The sequence below is a fragment of the Bradyrhizobium sp. LTSP849 genome (genome assembly GCF_000938255.1).
GTDB lineage: Bacteria > Pseudomonadota > Alphaproteobacteria > Rhizobiales > Xanthobacteraceae > Bradyrhizobium.
This window is the reverse complement of record NZ_JYMR01000010.1, coordinates 64936-85682: the sequence shown is the minus strand read 5'-3', so window position 1 is coordinate 85682 and position 20747 is coordinate 64936. Positions and strand designations below refer to the sequence as shown.

Genomic DNA, 20747 nt, shown 5'->3' with positions numbered 1-20747 from the left:
TCTATTCGCGATGTGATGAAGTGGCAGCGGCGACCGGCCGCCTGCGGAAAACAGCATAAATCAACAGGCCAGCGAGCATAACCAGCATCCCAGCGAGCGACTGCACCGGCCGCTCGGTCAAAAGGTAGTACATCATGAAGGCGGTCACGAGCAGGAAAACGAGAGGCGTGAACGGGTATCCCCAGGCGCGATAGGGCCGCGGCAGGTCGGGATCGGTAATGCGCAGCTTGATGACGCCGGCCACGGTGAAGAACGAGCAGAACAGCAGCGCAAACTGGATGAAGTCGAGCACCGCCTCGAAGCTGCGCGTGAACAGCAGCAGGTTCGAGACCGCGAGCTGAAACAGGATGGCATAGGCCGGCGCGCCGCTCGTCGACTTGCGCGAGAACACGCGAAGCGCCGGAATGTCCTCCCCCATCGTCATCATCACGCGCGGACCGATCCACATCATCGCGCTGATCGAGGAGATCAGGCCGACGCAGATCATCGCGCCGACGATCCGCCCGCCGATCCCGCCGAAGATGGCGCTGCCGGCAACGCTCGCGACATCAAGCTGACCGGCGAGCGCGCTGATTGGCGTGGAGTACAAAAACACCGCATTCAGTGCGACGTACAGCACCAGCACGATCAGCGTGCCCCCGAGCAACGCCCGCGGCAGGCTCTGCTGCGGCGTCTTCATCTCGCCGATGATGTAGGTCGCGGCGTTCCACCCCGAGAACGAGTACATCACGAAGACGAGCCCGATCGCGAAGGGCGCGCTGACGATGTGGGCCAGGTCGCTCGCTTGCGGCGCAAAGGAGATCGGTTGCGGCACACCGACAACAAAGCCGGCGACCAGGAAGGCCACGATCAGCACGACCTTCAGGATGGTCGAGATCAGCTGGAAGGTCGAAGAGTGCCTGACGCCGGTCAGCTGCACGAGCGAAACCAACCACACCACGCCGATGGCGAGCGGAATTGGCGGCACACCGGGGACGACGGACTTGGCGTATTCGCCAAATGCCATGGCGGCGAGCGCGACCGGTGCTGCGAAGCCGACCGTCGCCGAGACCCAGCCGGCGAGAAAGCCGAAGGCGGGATGATAGGCGCGGCCGAGGAAATTGTACTCGCCACTCGAGCGCGGAAACATCGCGCCGAGCTCGCTGTAGGAGAACACGCCGCACAGCGCCACGATGCCGCCGATGGTCCACAGCGAGAGGATCGAAAAGCCGGAGGGGATGTCCTTGACTTGGAAGCCGAGGCTGGTGAAGACACCGACGCCGATCATATCGGCAACGACGATGGCGGTTGCGACCAGACCGGAAACCCCGGAGCCGCCTCCGGTCAGCCGGCCGGTCCAGGCCGCCGTTCCCGCATCTGATGCCGTCATCGGGGTCCTTAACCTCAGGCGTCGCGCCTCGTGGGAAGCATCGTGCAGATTGGTCCAGTCAATTCAAGCAGGGTTAACAAGGGCTAAATGAGGCGGCCAAAATAGGTATTTAAACACCTTCTATGCACGCTTTTGGGCGATAACCCCGTAGTCGACTGCCGAAAACCACGCTCCTCCCCCACAATCGCGACACGATTGCGTGGTCTTTTTTGATCGTTCCGGATGTGGGGAAGTTTGTCCGGACACTTAACGTCGCCTAAACGCCAGTCGGCTCAATTGGCTTAAACATAGCCGCTGGACTCGGGGTCATGGGTGGATGGTCGGGGTCGTTCCGAAAGTGAAAGCAGACATTCGTGCTGACTGGACCAAGGCGTCCGGCGCGCGCGGTCGTGCGCTCCGGATCGTCCTGATCTCAGCCTTGGTGCCGCTGTCGCTGACGCTGGTTCAATGCGGCAAGGCGCCCAATCCGGCGGCGCTCGCGGCGAACTCGCAGGCCAATGTCCAAGTCGTCAATCAGACCGTCGCCAAGACCAATCCGCAAGTTGCAAGCAGCGACACATTCGAAGATCGCTTCCCCGCCCCGCAGTTCAGGGAACGCTTCCCCTCGGCGAGCGAGAGTCTCCTGCAACGGCAGATGTCGGACTTCTCGCCCAAGCGCGCCGTACAGCAGCAGCCGGAGCAGGCGCCCTACAGGGTGGCCTCGCTCACGCCGCAGGTCCCCTATCAGCGTCCACCGCGCGAAGACCTGACGACCCTCGTCAGCATGAAATCGTCCGCGTTCCCCTATTTCGGCAACAATCCGGCCTCCGACACGCCCTTCCTCAACATCTCCAAGGGCGACCGCCGCGGCCACCGCAGCTATTCCGGTCGCGTGTTGTGGCAGGACGAGACCTACAACGACAGCCGCGTGCTGGTGCACGTCCCTGAGCATTTCGACGTGCGCAAGCCGGGTGTGATCGTGGTGTTCTTCCACGGCAACGGCGCGACGCTGGAGCGTGACGTGCGCGACCGGCAACTGGTGCCGCAGCAGATCACTGATTCCGGCGCCAACGCCATCCTGCTCGCCCCGCAGATGGCGGTCGACGCTGCCGATTCCAGCGCCGGCAAGTTCTGGCAGCCTGGCGGTCTCAAGCGCTTCATGGAGGAATCGGCCAGCCACCTCGCCCGCATGACCGGCGATCCCAACAGCGCACGCGCCTTCGCCAACATGCCGATCGTGATCGTCGGCTATAGCGGCGGCTTCCTGCCGACGGCATGGAGCCTCGAGGTCGGCGGCATCAGCGACCGCGTCCGTGGCGTTGTCCTGCTTGATGCGGTCTACGGCGAAATGGACAAGTTCGCATCCTGGATCGAGAGCCACCGCTCCGGCTTCTTCGTCAGCTCCTACACCCACTACACCGCACGGCGCGATCGCGAGCTGATGAGCATGCTGCGGCAGAAGGGCATCGGCGTTTCCGAGGACATGGACGGCCCCTTGCGCCCCGGCAGCGTGGTGTTCGTCGAAACCGGCGACGGCATCACCCATCGCGACTACGTCAACCGCGCGTGGACGCAATATCCGCTCAAGGACGTGCTGGTGAAGATGTCGGCGACGCCGGCGCTGGCGCTGACGCGCGTTGCGGCCACCACCGGCTCCTCCGCATCAGGCCGATAGCCGGGATATTGCGCGGGCCGGGATTTGGCCGCGCTTGCCCGCAATTCTTTCAGGCTTTGATCAAAATGTGATGTTGATGGCCGATATCCCCGGGAGCCAACGGATTGCTTCCGCTGGCCACGATCATAATTTGCCGGCCTAGTAGCAGTTGGAATTTTGCGGGAACAGGTAGTGCGTCAGGGACTGTATAAGGTCGACTTCCACACGGTTCATGGAACCGGCTGCGGCGTCGTCTATGTGACGGATGGCAAGATGCGCGGCGGCAATTCGGCCTTCGCCTTCATCGGCTCTTACACGGGCGAAGGCGACAGCATCAAGGTCAAGATCTCGACCGAGCGCTACAATGACGACCCGTCATTCAAGGCGCTGTTCGGGCTCGACCGGATCACGCTGACGCTCAGCGGTCGCGAAGACGGCGACATGGCCGAATTCGAAGGCACCGCGCTGCAAGTGCCAGGCGTTACCTTCAGGGCCGTGCTGAGCCGGCTCAGCGATTAGCCGTCCGGCTCCCAAGCTTCAGCTTTTGATCTTCAGGTTTTGGGCAGCTTCGGAATGCTCTCGGCAAAGCCGTTGAAGCAGGCCAGTCGCTCGTCCTCTTCCTTGAAGAACCGGCAATCGGCGTAGCCCTTGGCCTTCGCCGGCTTCGGCTTCGGCGTTGGCGGGATAATGGCATCGTAGCAGTTGAGCCGGTCCTTGGTGCCATCGTCGGTCTCGAGGCAGGCCTGGAGCCGCGCCGCGATCGATTGCGGCTTGCCCTTCGGCGCCGCGGCCGGCTTGGCCGCTGCCTCTTTGGTCCCCGCCTTAGTCCCCTTGGGCTTGACCTGCACCAACGGCTTGTCCCCCACCATCGGTGGCTTGTCGGTTTGCGCAAACGCGGAGGCTGAATAGAGCACCGCGGCAACCGCCAGAATCATCCTCATCTCAGTCAACTCTCTTTGGTCCCCATAACTGGCCTTCTAGCGCTCTCCCCCGCGGTTTGCCAAGCGCCTTGCGTACGGGAAACGCTGGCTTCAGGCCGGAGCTTCAGCAGCCGGCCGCGGCCGGGTCAGGACCACCAACATCAGCGCCAGGACGACGAAGCCGACCGCCACGAAGCCGATCGTGTGCAGGAGCTCTCCGGCAAACAACATCCCGCCGACCGCGGAGCCGATGGCCTGGCCGATATAGAGGACCGACGTATTGAGTGCGACGGTGGCCGATGCCAGCGGTGGCGCTGCCGCGACCAGCCGCACCTGCTGCATCGAATTGGTCGAGGCAAAGCCCAACCCCCAGATCGCGACCGCAATCGCCATCCATACAATGGTGCCGGCACTCAGCGCCCACCCCGTGATGCCCACAAGCACCAGGCATGTGAACAGCAGTGAGGTCCGATAGGCTCCCCAGGTGTCCACGATGCGGGTCGCGATCGCGACACCAAGAAAGCCGCTGACGCCGTAGAGAGCGAACACCATGCCGATTGCATCCGGGCTCGCTTCGGTCAGCTTCTTGAGCAGCGGGCCCATGAACGTGAAGACCGCGAACTGTCCGGACATTTGCAGCATCGTGATCGCCAGCAGCAACAGGATCGTCTTGCTGCGGCCGACCTCGCGCCAGGTCTTCAGGTCGACCGGCGTCCCCCTCAAGCCGGCCGGCAGGCGCACCAGCAGCAACAGGAAGCTGACGCAGCCGAGCACACCGATCCCGCCATAGGCGGCGCGCCAACCATAGCGGCTGGCGATGAAAGTGATCAGCGGGAGGCCGACGGCGGCGGCGAGCGACCAGCCGAGGAAAATATAAGCGATCGTGCTGCCCCGCCGTTCAGGCGACACGAGCAGCGCTGCGGTGCCGGCAGCTTGCGGCGTATAGAGCGCGCCGACGGCAAGCATCACCAAACGGATGACAAGGAGGCTGGTGTAGTCGGGTGCGAAGGCCGAGGCGAGATTGCCGGCAGCAAGCACTGCGAGTGTGGTCGTAAGCAACGTCCGTCGTTCGATGCGGCTGGTCAGCCAGGCCGTCAGCGGCGAGCCGATGCACAGCGTGATCGCACCAAACGTGATCAGGAGCCCCGCCGCGTGGATGCTGATCCCAAGCCCCGCCGACAATTCCGGCAGCATGCCCGCCGGCGCCAGCACCGAGCTGCCGGTGACGATATTGCCAAGCATCAGGGCGGTTGGCCCGAAACGGCCAGCGCGGAGATTTTCCATGCAAATGCATGTAGACCAGAGCCATGGCCAGTTAAAGGGCCTCCTCGAAATAGTTGATGCAGGCACCACCTTTACGCGCCCATTTTCTTGGAAATGCCGGATTGCACAGGCCGAATCGCCTGATATATCGCTCGTTCCCGCTTACCTGCGCTCGTTCGCAGGAGTGAGCCTCAGGAGAAAAGCAATGACCGATGACCGCAAGTCCGAATCCGGCTTCCAATACAGCCTCAGCAATTTGAGACCCGTGACCCCGCCGGAAAAAATCACCCTCACCTTCCCCGACGGCGCTCGGCGCGAATACGCCAAGAGCACGACCGGCATGGAGATCGCCAAGGGCATCTCGCCGTCGCTGGCCAAGCGCACGGTTGCGATGGCGCTCGACGGCGAGCTCGCCGACCTCAACGATCCGATCGAGGTCGATGCGAAGATCGAGCTCGTCAACCGTGACGATCCCCGCGCGCTCGAGCTGATCCGCCACGACTGCGCCCACGTGCTGGCGGAAGCCGTGCAATCGCTGTGGCCGGGCACCCAAGTCACCATCGGTCCCGTGATCGAGAACGGCTTCTATTACGACTTCTTCCGCAACGAGCCGTTCACCCCGGAAGACTTTGCCGCGATCGAAAAGAAGATGCGCGAGCTCATCGCGCGGGACAAACCCTTTACGAAGGAGGTTTGGGATCGCGAAAAGACCAAGCAGGTGTTCCGCGACAAGGGCGAGGCCTTCAAGGTCGAGCTGGTCGACGCCATTCCCGGCAACGAGCCGATCAAGATCTACTATCAGGGCGACTGGTTCGATCTCTGCCGCGGCCCGCACATGACCTCGACCGGCAAGGTCGGCAACGCCTTCAAATTGATGAAGGTGGCCGGCGCCTATTGGCGCGGCGACTCGAACAACCCGATGTTGACCCGCATCTACGGCACCGCCTTCGCCAAGCAGGAGGACCTCGACGCTTATCTGAAGCAGATCGAGGAAGCCGAGAAGCGCGACCATCGCAAGCTCGGCCGCGAGCTCGACCTCTTCCACTTCCAGGAGGAAGGTCCGGGCGTCGTGTTCTGGCACGCCAAGGGCTGGACGATCTTCCAGCAGCTGATCGCCTATATGCGGCGACGCCTGACCGGTGATTACAGCGAGGTCAACGCACCGCAGATCCTCGACAAGTCGTTGTGGGAGACCTCCGGCCATTGGGGCTGGTACCGCGAGAACATGTTCGCGGCGCAGTCGGCCGGTGACGAGGCCGAGGACAAGCGCTGGTTTGCGCTGAAGCCGATGAACTGCCCGGGCCACGTCCAGATCTTCAAGCACGGCCTGAAGAGCTATCGCGATCTGCCGTTGCGCCTCGCCGAGTTCGGCGTGGTGCATCGCTACGAGCCGTCCGGCGCCATGCACGGCTTGATGCGCGTGCGCGGCTTCACCCAGGACGACGCGCATGTCTTCTGCACCGAGGATCAGCTCGCCGACGAGTGCCTGAAGATCAACGACCTCATCCTGTCGACCTATGCCGATTTCGGCTTCACCGGCGATCTCACCGTCAAGCTCTCGACCCGGCCGGACAAGCGCGTCGGCACCGACGAGATGTGGGATCATGCCGAGCGCGTGATGGCGACGGTGCTGCGCGAGATCCAGTCGCAGAACAATCACATCAAGACCGAGATCAATCCGGGCGAAGGCGCCTTCTACGGGCCGAAGTTCGAGTATGTGCTGCGCGACGCCATCGGCCGCGACTGGCAGTGTGGCACCACGCAGGTCGACTTCAACCTGCCGGAGCGGTTCGGTGCGTTCTACATCGACCATGACGGCGGCAAGAAACCGCCGGTGATGGTGCACCGCGCGATCTGCGGCTCGATGGAGCGCTACATCGGCATCTTGATCGAGCATTATGCCGGCAACTTCCCGCTCTGGCTCTCGCCGGTGCAGGCGGTGGTCACCACCATCACCTCGGAAGGCGACGAATACGCCAAGCAGGTGCTGGAAGCTGCGCGGCGCGCGGGGCTTCGGGTCGAGATCGACCTGCGCAACGAAAAGATCAACTACAAGGTCCGCGAGCACTCGCTGGCCAAGATCCCCGCGTTGCTCGTGGTCGGCAAGAAGGAAGCCGAGAGCCACTCGGTCTCGGTCCGCCGGCTCGGCAGCGACGGCCAGACGGTGATGCCGACGGCCGAGGCGATCGCCGCGCTGGTCGACGAGGCGACCCCGCCGGATGTCCGGCGGATGCGCGACACGGCCTGATCCCTGAAATCGATCTAAACTCGCTTTCGGTTGCGGGCGTGCGTTCCTATCTGGGGACTGCACGCCCGACGACCAGCCGAAGAGGAAACCGCAGTGCCTGACGCCCTTGAACTCTTGAAGACCCGCCGCTCGGTCAAGCCGCGCGAGATGACTGGCCCCGGCCCCTCGCCGGCCGAGCTCGAGACCATCTTGACCATCGGCGCGCGGGTGCCCGACCACGGCAAGCTGGCGCCCTGGCGCTTCATCATTTTCGAGGGCGATGCAAGGACGCGCGCCGGCGAGGTGATCGCAAAGGTCTTTGCCCGGAAGAATCCCGGCGCACCGGCGGCCGATATCGAGACTGAGCGCAAGCGCCTCACCGATGCGCCGCTGGTGATTGGCATCGTCAGCTTCACCAGGCCGCATCCGAAGGTGCCGGCCTTCGAGCAGGAATTGTCGGCGGGCGCCAGCGTCATGAACATCGTCACGGCCGCGACCGCGCTCGGCTACGGCGCCTGCTGGCTGACCGGCTGGTTCTCCTTCGATCGCGACGTGCTGGACGGGCTTGGCCTCAAGGCGGACGAAAAGCTCGCCGGCCTCGTCCACATCGGCACGCCGATCAAGCCGAGCGAAGACCGCCCGCGACCGGTCCTTTCCGACATCGTGACGCGTTTTTAATCGAAGTCTTGTTGACGCCTCGAACATCTTGCGGCTTTGATCCCGTCGAGGGAGGAAGCCCGGATGAAACGCCGTGAATTTCTGGTCGGGGCCGCGATGCTGGCCAGCGGGATGACGCGAAGCCGCGCTGCCGACATCCCCGCCCCTGCACCGGACAAGCTGCAACGCATCACCGCGTTCTTCGAGAACGAGGTCACGGCCGGCAGATTGCCGGGGGTCATCGTCCTGATCCAGCAGCACGGCAAGCCGGTCTATTTCAAGATGTTCGGCGTGCGCGACGTCCGAACCCGGCTCTCCATGACGCCGGACACGATCTTCGCGATCCATTCCATGACTAAGCCGGTCACCAGCGTCGCGGCGATGATGCTGATCGATGAGGGCAAGCTTGCGCTCACCGACCCCGTGTCGAAATACATTCCGTCGTTCGCCGGCACGAAGGTGGGACTGGAGGTCACCAAGCCCGATGGTTCGCTGACGCTCGAGCTGGTGCCGCCGATCCATCCCGTGACTATCAGGGATCTGATGCGGCACACTTCCGGCATCAGCTACGACTATATCGGCGGTAAATGGGTCGAGCTCGCCTACAAGGAAGCCGACATCTTCGCGGGACAGTTCGACAACAAGGTATTCGCCGAGCGCGTCGCCAAGCTGCCGCTGGCGCGCCAGCCGGGGACGCTGTGGCGCTACGGTCATTCCACCGACGTGCTCGGCAGCGTCATCGAGATCATCACCGGACAGACGCTGTACGACGCGCTGAAGCAACGCATTTTCGATCCGCTCGGCATGACCAGCACCAAGTTCGTGCTGACGACATCCGATGAACTCGAGCGGATGGCGCGGCCGCTGCCGAGCGACCAGATCCTGCTCGACGCCGAGCACGACCGCCTCGCCCATCCGGAGTGGCAATCCGGCGGCGGCGGCCTGCTCTCGACCATCACAGACTATCAGCGCTTCGCGCAAATGCTGCTCAACGGTGGCGAGCTCGACGGCAAGCGCTACCTCAGCCCGGCCGCCTTCAAGGACATGACAACCGATCAGATCGGGCCGGGCTCGGGCGTCGCGCGCGACTATTTCTATTTCCCGGGCGACGGGTTCGGCTATGGCTACGGCCTTGCGGTGCGCACCGACCCCGGCAACGCAAAGCCGCCGCCGCCAGGATCGATCGGCGAATTGAAATGGGACTCCGGGAGCGGCACCTATTTCGGCATCGATCCCAAGCTCGACATGGTCTACGTCCTGATGCAGCAGACCCAGAACGAGCGCGGCCGTATCACGCCCGCCTTCAAGGAACTGGTCTACGACACCTTTCCGCCGGAGCTACGCCGCCCGTGAGGCGCGCTGGCCGAAATCGGCGAGCAGTTTTGCGATCTCGGCCGCCGGCCGCGCCGCGCTGAACAGAAAGCCCTGCACCTCGTTGCAGCCCTCGGCGCGCAGCCAGTCGAGCTGGTCCTCGGTCTCGACGCCTTCCGCGGTCGTGGTGATGTTGAGGCTGCGGCCGAGCCCGGAGATCGCGCGCACGATCGCGACGCAATCGGGCCGCTCCGCGAGATCCTTCACGAATGAGCGGTCGATCTTGATCTTGTCGAAGGGAAAGCTGCGCAGATAGCTCAGGCTGGAATAGCCGGTGCCGAAATCATCCATGGAGATGCCGACACCGAGCTCGCGCAACTGATGCAATATTGCGAGATTGGCATCGGTCTCGGCCAGGAAGATCGACTCGGTGATCTCGAGCTCGAGCCGCTTCGGCGACAGGCCGGATTGCGCCAGGGCCGAGATCACGACCTGAACCAGGTTGCGACTGCGGAACTGCACCGGCGACAGATTGACCGCGACCTTGATGTCGGCAGGCCATTTCACCGCTTCAGCGCAGGCTTCGCGCAACACCCACTCGCCGAGCTGGGAGATCAGGCCGATGTCTTCGGCGACCGGAATGAATTCAGCCGGCGAGATCATGCCCTTGTCGGGGTGATGCCAGCGCAACAGCGACTCAAAGCCGGAAATGCGGTCGGACGCGATCGACACCAGCGGCTGGTAGTGCAGCTCGAACTCGCCATTGACAAAGGCACGGCGCAGATCGAGCTCCATGTCGCGGCGCTTCTGCGCCTGGAGGTCCATCTCGCGCTCGAAGAAATGGTGCACGCCGCCGCCATCGGACTTCGCCCGGTACAGCGCCATGTCGGCGTTGCGCATCAACTCTTCGGACGTTACGCCGTCGCCCGGCGACAGCGCGATGCCGATGCTGGCGCCGATCACCATCTCCTGGCCATCGAGTTCATAGGGCGCCTTCAGCATGTCGATCAGCAAGGTCGCGCAGGCGCTGGCCTCGTTCGGCGAAACATCGGCGGCGAGAATCACGGCGAATTCGTCACCGCCGAGACGCGCCGCGAGATTGACACCGCGGACTGCGGTGGTCAGGCGTTCGGCGACTTTCTTGAGCAGGCGGTCGCCCGCCGGATGCCCGAAGGAATCATTGATGTTCTTGAACAGGTCGAGATCGATATAGAGCACGCCGACCCGTTTTCCCGCGCCCTGGTCGAGCGCCTGCTTCAATCGCTCCTGGAAATATTCGCGGTTCGGCAGATCGGTGAGTCCATCATGATGCGCCATGTGGGCGATCCGCGCCTCGGCCTTGCGCCGCTCGGTGATGTCGACCACCGCGACCAGATAGCCGTCGCGATCGTCGAAGGCGACGCGGCGGCCGAAGGTCAGCACCTCGATCTCGCTGCCGTCGGCGCACAGATGACGCCAGTTGCGCGAGGAATGATAGGTGTCGCCGATACGCTCCAGCGCCTCGGCGTGGCTGTCCCACTCGTCCTGCGGCCAGATCTCTGGCAGTGTCATGCGCAGGAAGACGTCGCGGCTATAGCCGTAGTGCTGGACCGCGGCGTCGTTGACGCTGAGGAACTCTTTGGTGTCAGCGTCAAACACCCACATCGGCATCGGGTTGTTGTCGAACAGCAGGCGGAACGAGGCGTCGCGCCGCTTCAGGGCGGTGACGTCCGAGATCGTCAGCGACACCAAATCGGCGAAGGCGGTGGCGCTCAGCCGGAGATAACGGCCATCGTGCTCGATCTCGAGCTGTTCGCCGCGGCCGCCGGAGACGGCTTTGAGCAGAAACTTGATGATGTCGGACGAGGCCAAAAGCGTGCTGCTTTCGCCGATCCGTCGCCACAGCAAGGCTCCGCCCGCGAGCCTCAGCAACAGCCCGGCGCTCTTGTTGTGATGCACGACCTGAAGATCGAACGGTTTTCCGCTCGCGTCGCGCAACGTCGCGAGCGAAATGACCGCGTCATCGGTTGACGAGAAAATCGCGTCGAGCAGATTATATTGCGCGCCGCGCTCGTTGACGTAGGCGCCGACCAGCGTGGCGCCCCAGCGCGAGGCGGTCGGCAACGCGAGCAAATCGTAGGTCCTGACCATGCCGTCGCGCACGCAATGCGCGCTCGCCTGGTGTGGCCGTCCGTTCTTGAGTGCGCTCGCGACCGCCTCCGACAGCGCCGTGGCGCAATCCGGCGACAGCTCCGCGACCGGAATGTCCCAGCGCTCCTCGCCGAGCCATTTCTGCACATAACGTCCGCTGCGCGACAGTTCGAGCGCGCCGTCGCCCTTGAGCAGCGCGATGTGACCGGCGAGACGTCCGAGGCTGCCGAGCATCACGTCCTCGTAACGCGGCAGCCGTTCACCCGGCTTCAACGCGGCACGCCATTTGCGCTGAAGCACCGGGATATCGTCGAACATTTCGGTGGCCGGTTTTCCCGGCATCTTCTTCGCGGCACTCATGGCAGTCCCCAACGCACTTTCCCGCCGCATCCAATGCACCCCCGCTTAATGCCTTGTAAAAAGCGCGCGACTGTTGGGTTCCGATCGGCGATTATGACAGTTTTAAGTCGGGCGTTGGTTAGTGCGCGTTAGAGACTATGACGGTTTTGTTTGCGTGATGCGCGAAGTCGCTGCATGAGCGTAGCGAAGCCCAGTCTCTCTGCACGGCGGCGGTGTCTGTTCCGTCATCCTGAGGCGCGAGCGGCGCAGTGCAACTGCACTGCGCCGCGAGCCTCGAAGGATGGACGGCCCGGATGCAGCCGGGCCGTCGCCCTTCGAGGGCCGCTGAAGAAGCGGCCACCTCAGGGTGACGGTGATAGATTGGTGCTCGCGACAACATTGGCTATTCGATCTCTGAGCAACAGACATACCCTCTCATCCTCGCGGCGCGTTTCGCCCGAGCTTTGCTTCGTCGCCTCACCCCCATGAAAGAGGGCGCAGGGAAGACCGGGAGCCGGCTGGCTCCCATTGACCGCTATGCCATGAGTAGATTGCGCTACACTGCACAGCGGATAACAGGGCAACCGGAGACATCCCGGCCTTCCCTGCGCGATGGTTGGAACGGCTTATGTCGTGCTCTCCCCGGGGAGCGATGCACTATTGCCCCCGTCGCCTTGCGGATGGCTGATGGGAGGGTCCGGTTGGACCACACCCATCACCGCAACACTTGGCGCACAGACCCCGGGCGCCAGGACCACACGATTTGGCCGTACGCAGATCACACCGGTCGTGTGCGCGATGGCTTCGCTCACGGCTCTCCGCCCTGCGAAGTCCATTCGCGCCGATGTAACCTACGTCCACCGCCATCCGGCCCGCGTGTCGTGACGATCGCGATACGCCCCTCTTCCTTGGGCCGGAGTGCGCGCAATATCCGCCAATTCCGAATTTCGGTAAAGTGGAATATTTTCGCGAACGCGGATTGACCTAGCGCTGGGCTGTTTTGCCCGTCGGACAACGCAAGGGATTGTCGGCGGATCACCCCGCCAACCTTTCAATCACGAGATCAAGCAGCGCGCGCAGGCGGGCGAGGCGCCTGAGATCGCGGTGATAGCCGATGAAGGTGTCGCGGCCTGGCGGCGTCACGCCGATATCGAGCGCGACCAGACGGCGGTCGCGGTCGCCGAGCGGACGCGGCAGCACGGCCAATCCGCCGCCGCCGGCGCAGAGTTCGGCCTGCGCCTGCCTGTTGTTGCTGCGTGAGGCGATCTCCGCATTCGGCAGCGTGCGCTTCAGCCAGACGGCGTCGGGCATGTCGGCGAATTCGGCATTCATGGTGACGACGTGGACGCCACCTCCATCGCCGGCGCGGGGCGGCTTGCTGCCCCTCTTGCCGTAGAGCGCGTAGGGAATGTGGAGCAGTTTTCTGGAAATGACTTCCGGCTCGTCGAACGGCTTGATGCGAAACACAAGGTCGGCTTCGCGGCGCGGCAGGCTGTAGAGCCGCGCATCGGTTAGAAGCTCGACGATCACCTTGGGATGGCGCTTGCCGAACGCGGCAATCACCGGCGACAGCATCACCGTCCCGAACCAGTCCGACGACGACAGGCGCAGTAGGCCGTCAAGCTGCGTCTCGGCGCCGGTCACATGCCGCTCCAGCGCGATCGTCTCTTCCTCGATCCGCTCTGCATGCCGCAGCACCGCCGTCCCCTCGTCGGTCAGGACAAAGCCGTCGGCTGTGCGCTGGAACAGCGTCTGCCCGAGCGACTGTTCGAGCGCACGCAGCCGCCGCCCCATGGTCGGCTGGGTCTGGCCGGTTTTTCGCGCGGCAGCACCGAGCGTGCCTTCACGCGCGATCGCCAGAAAGATGCGCAGATCGCTCCAGTCCATCGAAATCTCTTCCATACAAAAATGTATGATGATCGTACATCCTTGTTGCTAGTCATGCAAAAATTTATGGCCATATTGGAGGCCGACAACGGAGCAAGACAATCATGACCAGGCAGTCGACCATGCGCGCGGCGATCCTCGAGACGCACAACGCGCCGCTGCGCATCTCAACGGTCTCCACGCCCGAGATCGGTCCAAATCAGGTGCTGGTGCGGGTGCGCGCGAGCGGGGTCAATCCGCTCGACACCAAGATCCATTCCGGAGCAGCGGCGCATGCGCGCCATTCGCTGCCCGCCATCCTCGGGCTCGATCTCGCCGGCATGGTCGAACGGACCGGGCGCGACGTGACGCGGTTCAAGCCGGGCGACGAAGTCTATGGCATGACCGGCGGCGTCGGCGGCGTGCAGGGATCGCTGGCCGAGTTCGCCGCCGTCGATGCCGACCTCCTGGCGTTGAAGCCCGCCAATCTCAGCCTGCGCGAGGCAGCCGCCCTGCCCCTCATCTTCATCACCGCCTGGGAAGGCCTGATCGACCGCGCGGCGTTAGAGGCTGGCCAGAAGGTACTGATCCATGGCGGCGCGGGCGGCGTCGGCCACGTCGCGATCCAGATTGCGCACGCACGCGGCGCAAACGTGTTCGCCACCGGCTCAATAGCACAGCGCGCGACCATCGAAGGCTTTGGCGCTGTTTTCATCGACCGCGACATCGCCGTTGAGGCCTATGTTGCCGAGCACACGGGCGGCCGGGGTTTCGACGTCGTCTACGACACCGTCGGCGGCAAGGTGCTCGATGCCTCTTTCGCAGCCGTGCGCCGTTTCGGACACGTGGTGAGCGCGCTCGGCTGGGGCACGCACGCGCTGGCGCCGCTGTCGTTCCGTGCCGCCAGCTATTCGGGCGTCTTCACGCTGTTGCCGCTGCTGACCGGCGAAGGCCGCGCGCATCACGGAGAGATCATGACGGAGGCCACGCGCCTTGCCGAGGCCGGCAAGCTCGTGCCGCTGCTCGATCCCAGGCGCTTCACGCTGGAGAGTGTTGGCGAGGCCTATGCGCTGATCCATGATCACGCGGCGAAGGGCAAGCTGGTCGTCGATGTCTGAGGTCGCATGCTCTTGTAGCCCGGATGGAGCGCGGCGTAATCCGGGCTACGGACTCACAGTGCGCCGCTAGTCCTCGCTGGACGCCGCGGAGCGGTTGCGCAAATGGGCCTGCGACAACAGGAAGAATAATGCGCGCTCGCCATAGTATTTGGCCGACGGCCGGGTGCGCTCGAAACCATCGGCAAATACCTTGCCGGACTGGTCGCACACCTGCCATCGCCAGCCAAAGCGCTTACGCCTGGTGAGGATCACTTCGAACATGCCGACGGGCTTGGTCCCCTGCTCCTTGCCGGTCTCGCAGGCCTGCAAGCCCGCGCCGGCATCCCCCATTGGACGGATGCCCGACATATAACGCAGCAGGAGGTAAAGAGAATTAAATTGATTATCGGAAATACGTATCTTGCACAGGCTGTGACCAAGTCGCGACGCTGCTGGAATAAGCCACTGCTGCCGGTGTATCGCGAGACCTCTCGGAGCGGCGTGGTAGCGCTTACATAAGGCGCGAACGTCCGGTAAGCGAACACTCACCAGAAGCTGATGCGCGATGTTAACGGCCGACTCGCGCCTAGAGATGCGCAGGATAGCGGTCGCCCTGCACTGCGACCTTGGCCAGCACCTCTGCAATGGCCGCAAGATCCGCTTTCGATAGCGTCACACTGGCCGCGCCGAGATTCTCCTCGAGCCGGTGCAGCTTGGTGGTGCCGGGAATCGGCACGATCCAAGGCTTTTGCGCGAGCAGCCAGGCCAGCGCGATCTGCGCCGCCTTCACCTTCTTCGCCGTGGCGATCTCGCCGAGCAGATCGACCAGCGCCTGATTGGCTTTTCGTGCACTCGATGAGAAGCGCGGTACGATGTTCCGGAAATCACTGCTGTCGAGCGTCGTGCTCTCGTGGATCGCACCGGTCAGGCGGCCGCGCCATGAAGGTGCGCGTCGACGGCCAGCTCGTGCTCAACACCGGCCTGTTGCGGATGAATGCGGTGCTGGCCGGTCTTGGCCTGGCTTACATCCCGGAGGACCTCGTGAAGCGCGAGATCGCCGACGGCCGGCTGATCCGCGTGCTCGGAAGTGAGGATCAGCGCGCGACGACTTCGACTTCGCCGTCGACGCCGTTGACGACGTTGAAGCCGCGCTCGAAGACCTTGCCCTCGTTCTTGGCGATGGCGCGGTATTCGCCTTCGGCGAGCACGACGCGCGGGAAGGCGCCGATCGATTCCTTGATGACGTCGCCGCCCGGTGTCAGCACCGACCAGGCGGTGTTGGCGAGCGCCTCGCCGCCCTTGTCGCTGACGAGCTTGAGCGTGATCACGGCAGCACGGTGGGTGACGATGACGTCGGTGAGCTTGCCGGCCTGGACACGGATGTCCGAACGCACCACCGAGTTCGCCAGGCTAGCCGGATCGCCATAGTTGGAGATGATGTAGTAGGTGCCTTCCGGCAGCAGCACGACGTCGCCGGCCGCGACGTTGGGCACCAGCGAGGCGCGCTCGCCGGATTCGAACTGGCTGCCCTTGTAGATCGCGAACGAGATCTGGTTCAGCGGAATGCGGCTGGTGCCGACGCGGCCCTCGATGCGCAGGCCGCCCGCCGGCAGCACGAAGGATTCGCGGTCGGTCTCAGCCTTCAGGCTGACGGTGCGCACCGCACTGACGAGGCCGAAGGCGACGTGCACGACGTAATTGCCGGGCGGCAACACGATGTTGGGCGTGGCGTTGCGGTCCTCGCGGATCAGCTTGAAGGTGCCGTTCTCGTCGGGCCGGTCGGCAAACACCCGCCAGACCAGGCCGCTGGTGATCGGAGGGGTGTCCTTGCCGTATTTGGCGGTCAGCGACAGCACGGCCTGTCCGGGCGCGGCCGCGCTGAGCGGCGGGGCCGACGGCACGGTCGAGACCGCGGGCGGAATGATGGGGGACGCCGGCTGGGTCAGGGCCGGCGGCAGGCTCGGAGGGGCTGCGCCCGGGCCGGACGGCGGCGCCAGGCTGACGGCTCCGCCGGGGTCAGGCACCGAGGCCGGCGGCACCGGCGGGGGACGATCGGAGAAAAGCTGGGCCTGGGCGACACCAAGACCGAAAATAGCCTCGCCGAGAACCAGGCACGCAGCAAGGATTGCCGGCAGCAGCAATGCGCTGCGCCGCCATCCGATGATGCCGTCACCCCCGAGAGTCATGCCCTCTGCTTTTCACCGAAAACGCGGCAAATTCAAGCCTCTGAAATCCCATGAAATACGGCGTGATGGAACCCGGATGACGCCTGCGTGATTAGTCCCGCGCCACCCGGCCCTCGCCACACTCCCGCCCCCTGCTTCCCGAACGGTATAAACCATGCTTCGCGCTCGTTCTGGCGAAGCGGACGTGCGGTGCCTAGTCTGGTGATAAGGCTGGCCCCGGGGTAGGAGAGTTTCGGTGCTGGATATGTTGAGAGGTCGGAGCGTGAATGGCTCCAACGGCGAGAAAGTCGGGCTCGGCAGCATTCGCCGGCCGGTGATCGGCCTCGCACTCGGCGGCGGCGCGGCGCGCGGCTTTGCCCATATCGGGATCCTGAGAACCCTGATTGCCAACGGCATCGTGCCCGACGTCGTGGTCGGCACCTCGATCGGGGCCGTGGTCGGCGGCGCCTATGCAGCGGGCCAGCTCGATGCGCTCGAAGAATGGGGGCGCAGCCTGCAAGGGATGCGCAACATCCTCGGTTATCTCGACATCCGCCTCACCGGCTCTGGTCTGCTCGGCGGCGAGAAGCTCGCAACCCGGCTTGAGGAGGCGGTCGGCCAGACCCTGATCGAGGACCTTCCGATCAAGTTCGCCACCGTCGCGACCGAGGTCCGCACCGGCCACGAGATCTGGCTGACGCGCGGCCGCGTGGTCGATGCGATGCGCGCTTCCTATGCGCTGCCCGGGATATTCTCGCCGGTGCTGATCGGCGATCGCTGGCTGGTCGACGGTGCGCTGGTGAACCCCGTGCCGGTCTCGGCCGCGCGAGCGCTCGGCGCCGAAATCGTCATCGCCGCAAATCTTTCCAGCGACATCTTCACCCATTCCACGACGATCTATTCGCACGGCGCGATGCCCGCGCCGGTCGCGGCCGTGCCCGAGGAGACCACAGCCAAGCGGCGCTTTCCGCGCTTGTTCTCGGCGGAGAAGACCATGAAGCGCGAGTTCTTCGGCAGCGCTGGTCGACCTGGCATCTCCTCAGTGATGGTCGATGCCTTCAACATCATGCAGGACCGCATCACCCGTGCCCGCCTCGCCGGCGATCCGCCGGACCTGTTGATCTCGCCGCGGGTCGGCCATTTCGGCTGGTTCGACTTCCACCGCGGCGAGGATCTGATCGCACACGGAGTGCGCGCTGCCGAGCGCGCGCTGGAGTCGATCCAGGAGGCGATCGAGGTGCTCGCGCCGGCGCCCGCAGGCAGCCCGCCCAAAGTGGACGAGTAAAAAGTCCGCTCAGGCCGTCTTGATGTAGTCGCGCAGGGCTTCCTGCTCGGACTCGTATTCCTGGACGCGGCGCTTGACGATGTCGCCGATCGAGATCAGGCCGACCACCTTGCCGTTGTCGGTCACAGGCAGATGGCGGAACTTGCCGGTGGTCATCATCTCCATCAGCTCGGCGACCGTGTCGGTCTCCTTGCAGGTCACGACCTTGCGGGTCATGACGCCAGAGACCGGCTCCTCCAGCGCGCCGGCGCCGCGCTCGCCGATCACGCGCACGATGTCGCGCTCGGACAGGATGCCTTCGAGCCGGCTCTGGTTCATCACCAGCACCGCGCCGATCTTCTTCTCACCGAGCAGCTTGACTGCGACCGCCAGCTTCGCGTCGGGCTCGACGCTCATGATCTGGTGGCCCTTGGTATTGAGAATTGAACGTACCGTCATTGTCGCCTCCCTGAATCGGATCCGTCCGCGTTTCGCGGTCCGGACTTGTTCGTGAGTCTTCAACTAACAGTTTCGGCGCCGGTTTCACGCTCAGGCGCTTTGCGAAGCAAAGCCGCTACCGGCTTGTCGCTTCGGAACATTCTTGTTCTTCGCAAGGATGATGAATGAAATCGGGCCGCGCCGCAAGCGCCGCCTCAAATACCGTCTGAAACGTCCTGTGATGACGCATCTGCAGCATCGCTTCGCACACGCGGTACGGGATCGAACAGCGCGAACAGCAACAGCCCTGCGAAGAAGCCGCCGATATGCGCCTCCCAGGCCACGCCCGCGCTTTCGCTGTCGACGCCGATCGCACCGACGCCGAAGATGATGTTCAGCGCGAACCACACCACGAGGAAGCCGACGATCCGCCTGTCACGCAACGCCCGCAGCAGCGGCAGCGCCGGAACCCTGGCGGCGGTATCGGCATCCGAACGGCTGAACGACAGGAAGCTGCCGCGCACGAAGGCAAACCGGATCGCCGCCGCCATCGCGCCCGATACCGACGCCGAGGCGCCGATCATCGGCACCACCGCATGCTCATGGGTGACGAGATGGGCGAGCGCGCCGGCCGCGGCCGTCACCGCCAGGAACAGGAAGAACCGCACCGCACCGAACCGCCGCGCCAGCGCGCTGCCGAACGGCAGCAGCCACAGCACGTTGAAGGCGAGATGGGTGAGATTGGCGTGCAGCAGCGAATAGGTGACGAAGGTCCAGACCTTGGCGCCGGCACCGCCAGGGATCTGCAAATTGGCCAGCGAGGAATCGTAGCGCTTCGGGATGAATCCGAAGACGTCGATGGTCCAGTTCTCCAGTTCCGGCGGCAGCAGCACCCGCAGATGGATCAGCGCGAGCAGTACGACATAGGCCGTCAGCGCCAGCGGTAGCGTCAGGATCGGCTCGCGCGGAGCCGTCTCGATGACGGCCGGTTCGTCCGATGGAGGTTGTGGCGGGGAATCCAAGAGCTTCGCTTTCAGGCGCGATCGGAGCAACAGCTTGGAGATAGTCGCCTTTACCCACCCGGTGCAAGTGCACAAAAGGAAAAGGCAGGGCCCTGGGAAAGCCCTGCCTGTCCATGTCGGCCTTTCCGGCATAACAGAGGAATAAGGAGTATCCCCACCCCTCCCCGCGCCAGTGACCAAACTGTTTGACGCCCGTGTACAGGCCTCGCCGAGAACCTGGATGAAAGCGGCGAGGCTTGCGACCGCGATCACCATAGCAGGCGTCGAGCGAGCGCAAAGCGCATAGTTAATTTAACGTTAACGACGCAAAGGTGCTGGTCCCAGGGGCGAAAACGCCCCCGCGGCATAGACGCTGCAAATCCCCTCCTGCACAACAACACAGGGATCTCAGGTGCACTGAAGTGGGACAGCTCTGTCCCACATGGTGCGGCCCCGGGGTAAGCGTTCAGTCATGAAACATCCGTCGAGCCGCGCGTTCTTCGCGTATTGGGACAAGAAGCGCGGCGCTGCGCGGGCACCTGACAGGTCCGATATCGATCCGGCCGCCGTTCGCGAGCTGCTTGGCGACATCTTCGTCTTGTCCTGTGAGCCCAAGCTCGGCTTTCCGTTCCGCGTCGCCGGCACCCGCGTCTGCGCGCTTGCCGGCTGCGATCTCAAGGACCAAAGCTTCGCGGCACTGTTCGCTGACGCCAGCCGCCGCGAGATCGAGGAAATCGCCACCATCGTCGCCGACGAGACGCTCGGCGCCATCGCCGGCATCACCGCCACGCGCGAGGACGGCAGCAAGGCGCATCTCGAGCTGCTGCTGCTCCCCTTCAACGCCCGCCCGCACACACCTGTCAGCGTCACCGGCGTGCTCGCGCCGTTCGACGATGAATGCGGCGCGCTCGGCCCGTTCACCGTGACCTCCTGGCGCTATCTGCACCAGCCGGAGAAATTGTTGCCACGCGCCATCCGCAAATTGCAGATCGCGCGCGGGCTGATGGTGTATGAGGGACTGCGGTAGTTTTCGTTTCGACGTGAGCGAGCGCCGCGATCTCGATGCA

General features: G+C 64.2%; 17 protein-coding genes and 2 pseudogenes. 9 read left to right on the top strand and 10 right to left on the bottom strand.

The window, feature by feature from the left end; genetic code table 11:
- Position 1 precedes the first annotated feature (1 nt).
- Positions 2-1369: an APC family permease gene (locus tag UB31_RS08370; protein WP_045008338.1), complete on the bottom strand. Its 1368-nt coding sequence runs from the start codon at positions 1367-1369 to the stop codon at positions 2-4.
- Between the two features lie 316 nt (positions 1370-1685).
- Between UB31_RS08370 and UB31_RS08365 the strand changes: the two genes are divergently transcribed.
- Positions 1686-3023 (top strand): alpha/beta hydrolase, encoded by a 1338-nt coding sequence (locus UB31_RS08365; protein WP_045010527.1) that lies wholly within the window; start codon positions 1686-1688, stop codon positions 3021-3023.
- 171 nt (positions 3024-3194) lie between these two features.
- Positions 3195-3521 (top strand): GrlR family regulatory protein, encoded by a 327-nt coding sequence (locus UB31_RS08360; RefSeq protein ID WP_045010526.1) that lies wholly within the window; start codon positions 3195-3197, stop codon positions 3519-3521.
- A gap of 32 nt (positions 3522-3553) precedes the next feature.
- Here the strand turns inward: UB31_RS08360 and UB31_RS08355 are convergent, their stop codons facing one another.
- Positions 3554-3943, bottom strand: a complete 390-nt coding sequence (locus tag UB31_RS08355; RefSeq protein WP_045010525.1) for a hypothetical protein — start codon at positions 3941-3943, stop codon at positions 3554-3556.
- Between the two features lie 90 nt (positions 3944-4033).
- On the bottom strand, positions 4034-5206 hold the full coding sequence (locus UB31_RS08350) for an MFS transporter (RefSeq protein WP_045010524.1): 1173 nt from the start codon (positions 5204-5206) through the stop codon (positions 4034-4036).
- A 184-nt stretch (positions 5207-5390) separates the two neighbouring features.
- Between UB31_RS08350 and thrS the strand changes: the two genes are divergently transcribed.
- The 3 genes from thrS (at position 5391) to UB31_RS08335 (ending at position 9422) form a co-directional block, all read left to right on the top strand.
- Positions 5391-7433, top strand: a complete 2043-nt coding sequence (gene thrS / locus UB31_RS08345) for a threonine--tRNA ligase (protein WP_045010523.1) — start codon at positions 5391-5393, stop codon at positions 7431-7433.
- 93 nt (positions 7434-7526) lie between these two features.
- Complete coding sequence (locus tag UB31_RS08340) at positions 7527-8090, top strand: nitroreductase family protein (RefSeq protein ID WP_045010522.1); 564 nt, start codon at positions 7527-7529, stop codon at positions 8088-8090.
- A gap of 63 nt (positions 8091-8153) precedes the next feature.
- On the top strand, positions 8154-9422 hold the full coding sequence (locus UB31_RS08335) for a serine hydrolase domain-containing protein (RefSeq protein ID WP_045010521.1): 1269 nt from the start codon (positions 8154-8156) through the stop codon (positions 9420-9422).
- Here the strand turns inward: UB31_RS08335 and UB31_RS08330 are convergent.
- Entirely contained in the window at positions 9408-11870 is a 2463-nt protein-coding gene (locus UB31_RS08330; protein ID WP_045010520.1) for a putative bifunctional diguanylate cyclase/phosphodiesterase, read from the bottom strand. The two genes, UB31_RS08335 and UB31_RS08330, sit on opposite strands and share 15 nt — an antisense overlap.
- Before the next feature lie 1014 nt (positions 11871-12884).
- Positions 12885-13736, bottom strand: a complete 852-nt coding sequence (locus tag UB31_RS08325; RefSeq protein WP_045010588.1) for a LysR family transcriptional regulator — start codon at positions 13734-13736, stop codon at positions 12885-12887.
- A 104-nt stretch (positions 13737-13840) separates the two neighbouring features.
- On the opposite strand from UB31_RS08325, the gene UB31_RS08320 reads away from it, so the two are divergent.
- Complete coding sequence (locus UB31_RS08320) at positions 13841-14833, top strand: zinc-dependent alcohol dehydrogenase family protein (protein WP_349643864.1); 993 nt, start codon at positions 13841-13843, stop codon at positions 14831-14833.
- A gap of 66 nt (positions 14834-14899) precedes the next feature.
- Here UB31_RS08320 and UB31_RS42110 read toward each other — a convergent pair whose 3' ends face one another.
- Both UB31_RS42110 and UB31_RS08310 read right to left on the bottom strand, forming a co-directional pair.
- Positions 14900-15163 carry a hypothetical protein gene (locus tag UB31_RS42110; RefSeq protein WP_245305963.1) on the bottom strand — a complete coding sequence of 88 codons (264 nt, stop codon included), beginning with the start codon at positions 15161-15163 and terminating at the stop codon, positions 14900-14902.
- Between the two features lie 235 nt (positions 15164-15398).
- Positions 15399-15761, bottom strand: a pseudogene (locus UB31_RS08310) (aldo/keto reductase); the annotation flags it as partial.
- Here UB31_RS08310 and UB31_RS40280 point away from each other — a divergent pair.
- Positions 15743-15895, top strand: a pseudogene (locus UB31_RS40280) (LysR substrate-binding domain-containing protein); the annotation flags it as partial. The pseudogenes UB31_RS08310 and UB31_RS40280 overlap by 19 nt on opposite strands.
- An 11-nt stretch (positions 15896-15906) precedes the next feature.
- On the opposite strand, the gene UB31_RS08305 reads toward UB31_RS40280, so the two are convergent.
- On the bottom strand, positions 15907-16998 hold the full coding sequence (locus UB31_RS08305) for an RgsD C-terminal domain-containing protein (protein ID WP_045008348.1): 1092 nt from the start codon (positions 16996-16998) through the stop codon (positions 15907-15909).
- A gap of 235 nt (positions 16999-17233) precedes the next feature.
- Between UB31_RS08305 and UB31_RS08300 the strand changes: the two genes are divergently transcribed.
- Positions 17234-18262, top strand: coding sequence for a patatin-like phospholipase family protein (locus tag UB31_RS08300; protein ID WP_045010519.1), 1029 nt, complete (start codon positions 17234-17236; stop codon positions 18260-18262).
- A 9-nt stretch (positions 18263-18271) separates the two neighbouring features.
- On the opposite strand, the gene UB31_RS08295 is transcribed toward UB31_RS08300, so the two are convergent.
- Both UB31_RS08295 and UB31_RS08290 read right to left on the bottom strand, forming a co-directional pair.
- Positions 18272-18700: a CBS domain-containing protein gene (locus UB31_RS08295; protein WP_045008350.1), complete on the bottom strand. Its 429-nt coding sequence runs from the start codon at positions 18698-18700 to the stop codon at positions 18272-18274.
- Positions 18701-18894: 194 nt separating this feature from the next.
- A complete protein-coding gene (locus UB31_RS08290) occupies positions 18895-19701 on the bottom strand; it encodes a rhomboid family intramembrane serine protease (protein WP_045010584.1) in 807 nt (268 codons plus the stop codon).
- Between the two features lie 451 nt (positions 19702-20152).
- On the opposite strand from UB31_RS08290, the gene UB31_RS08285 reads away from it, so the two are divergent.
- Positions 20153-20707, top strand: a complete 555-nt coding sequence (locus UB31_RS08285) for a PAS domain-containing protein (RefSeq protein ID WP_045008351.1) — start codon at positions 20153-20155, stop codon at positions 20705-20707.
- The last annotated feature ends 40 nt before the right edge of the window (positions 20708-20747 follow it).

What these genes read in the sequence shown, in the direction of transcription:
- UB31_RS08370 (WP_045008338.1), bottom strand. Translation starts at nt 1,369, where the DNA reads ATGACGGCATCAGATGCGGGAACGGCGGCCTGGACCGGCCGGCTGACC.
- UB31_RS08365 (WP_045010527.1), top strand. Translation starts at nt 1,686, where the DNA reads ATGGTCGGGGTCGTTCCGAAAGTGAAAGCAGACATTCGTGCTGACTGG.
- UB31_RS08355 (WP_045010525.1), bottom strand. Translation starts at nt 3,943, where the DNA reads ATGAGGATGATTCTGGCGGTTGCCGCGGTGCTCTATTCAGCCTCCGCG.
- UB31_RS08350 (WP_045010524.1), bottom strand. Translation starts at nt 5,206, where the DNA reads ATGGAAAATCTCCGCGCTGGCCGTTTCGGGCCAACCGCCCTGATGCTT.
- thrS (WP_045010523.1), top strand. Translation starts at nt 5,391, where the DNA reads ATGACCGATGACCGCAAGTCCGAATCCGGCTTCCAATACAGCCTCAGC.
- UB31_RS08335 (WP_045010521.1), top strand. Translation starts at nt 8,154, where the DNA reads ATGAAACGCCGTGAATTTCTGGTCGGGGCCGCGATGCTGGCCAGCGGG.
- UB31_RS08330 (WP_045010520.1), bottom strand. Translation starts at nt 11,870, where the DNA reads ATGAGTGCCGCGAAGAAGATGCCGGGAAAACCGGCCACCGAAATGTTC.
- UB31_RS08325 (WP_045010588.1), bottom strand. Translation starts at nt 13,736, where the DNA reads ATGGACTGGAGCGATCTGCGCATCTTTCTGGCGATCGCGCGTGAAGGC.
- UB31_RS08320 (WP_349643864.1), top strand. Translation starts at nt 13,841, where the DNA reads ATGACCAGGCAGTCGACCATGCGCGCGGCGATCCTCGAGACGCACAAC.
- UB31_RS42110 (WP_245305963.1), bottom strand. Translation starts at nt 15,163, where the DNA reads ATGGGGGATGCCGGCGCGGGCTTGCAGGCCTGCGAGACCGGCAAGGAG.
- UB31_RS08305 (WP_045008348.1), bottom strand. Translation starts at nt 16,998, where the DNA reads ATGACTCTCGGGGGTGACGGCATCATCGGATGGCGGCGCAGCGCATTG.
- UB31_RS08295 (WP_045008350.1), bottom strand. Translation starts at nt 18,700, where the DNA reads ATGACGGTACGTTCAATTCTCAATACCAAGGGCCACCAGATCATGAGC.
- UB31_RS08285 (WP_045008351.1), top strand. Translation starts at nt 20,153, where the DNA reads ATGAAACATCCGTCGAGCCGCGCGTTCTTCGCGTATTGGGACAAGAAG.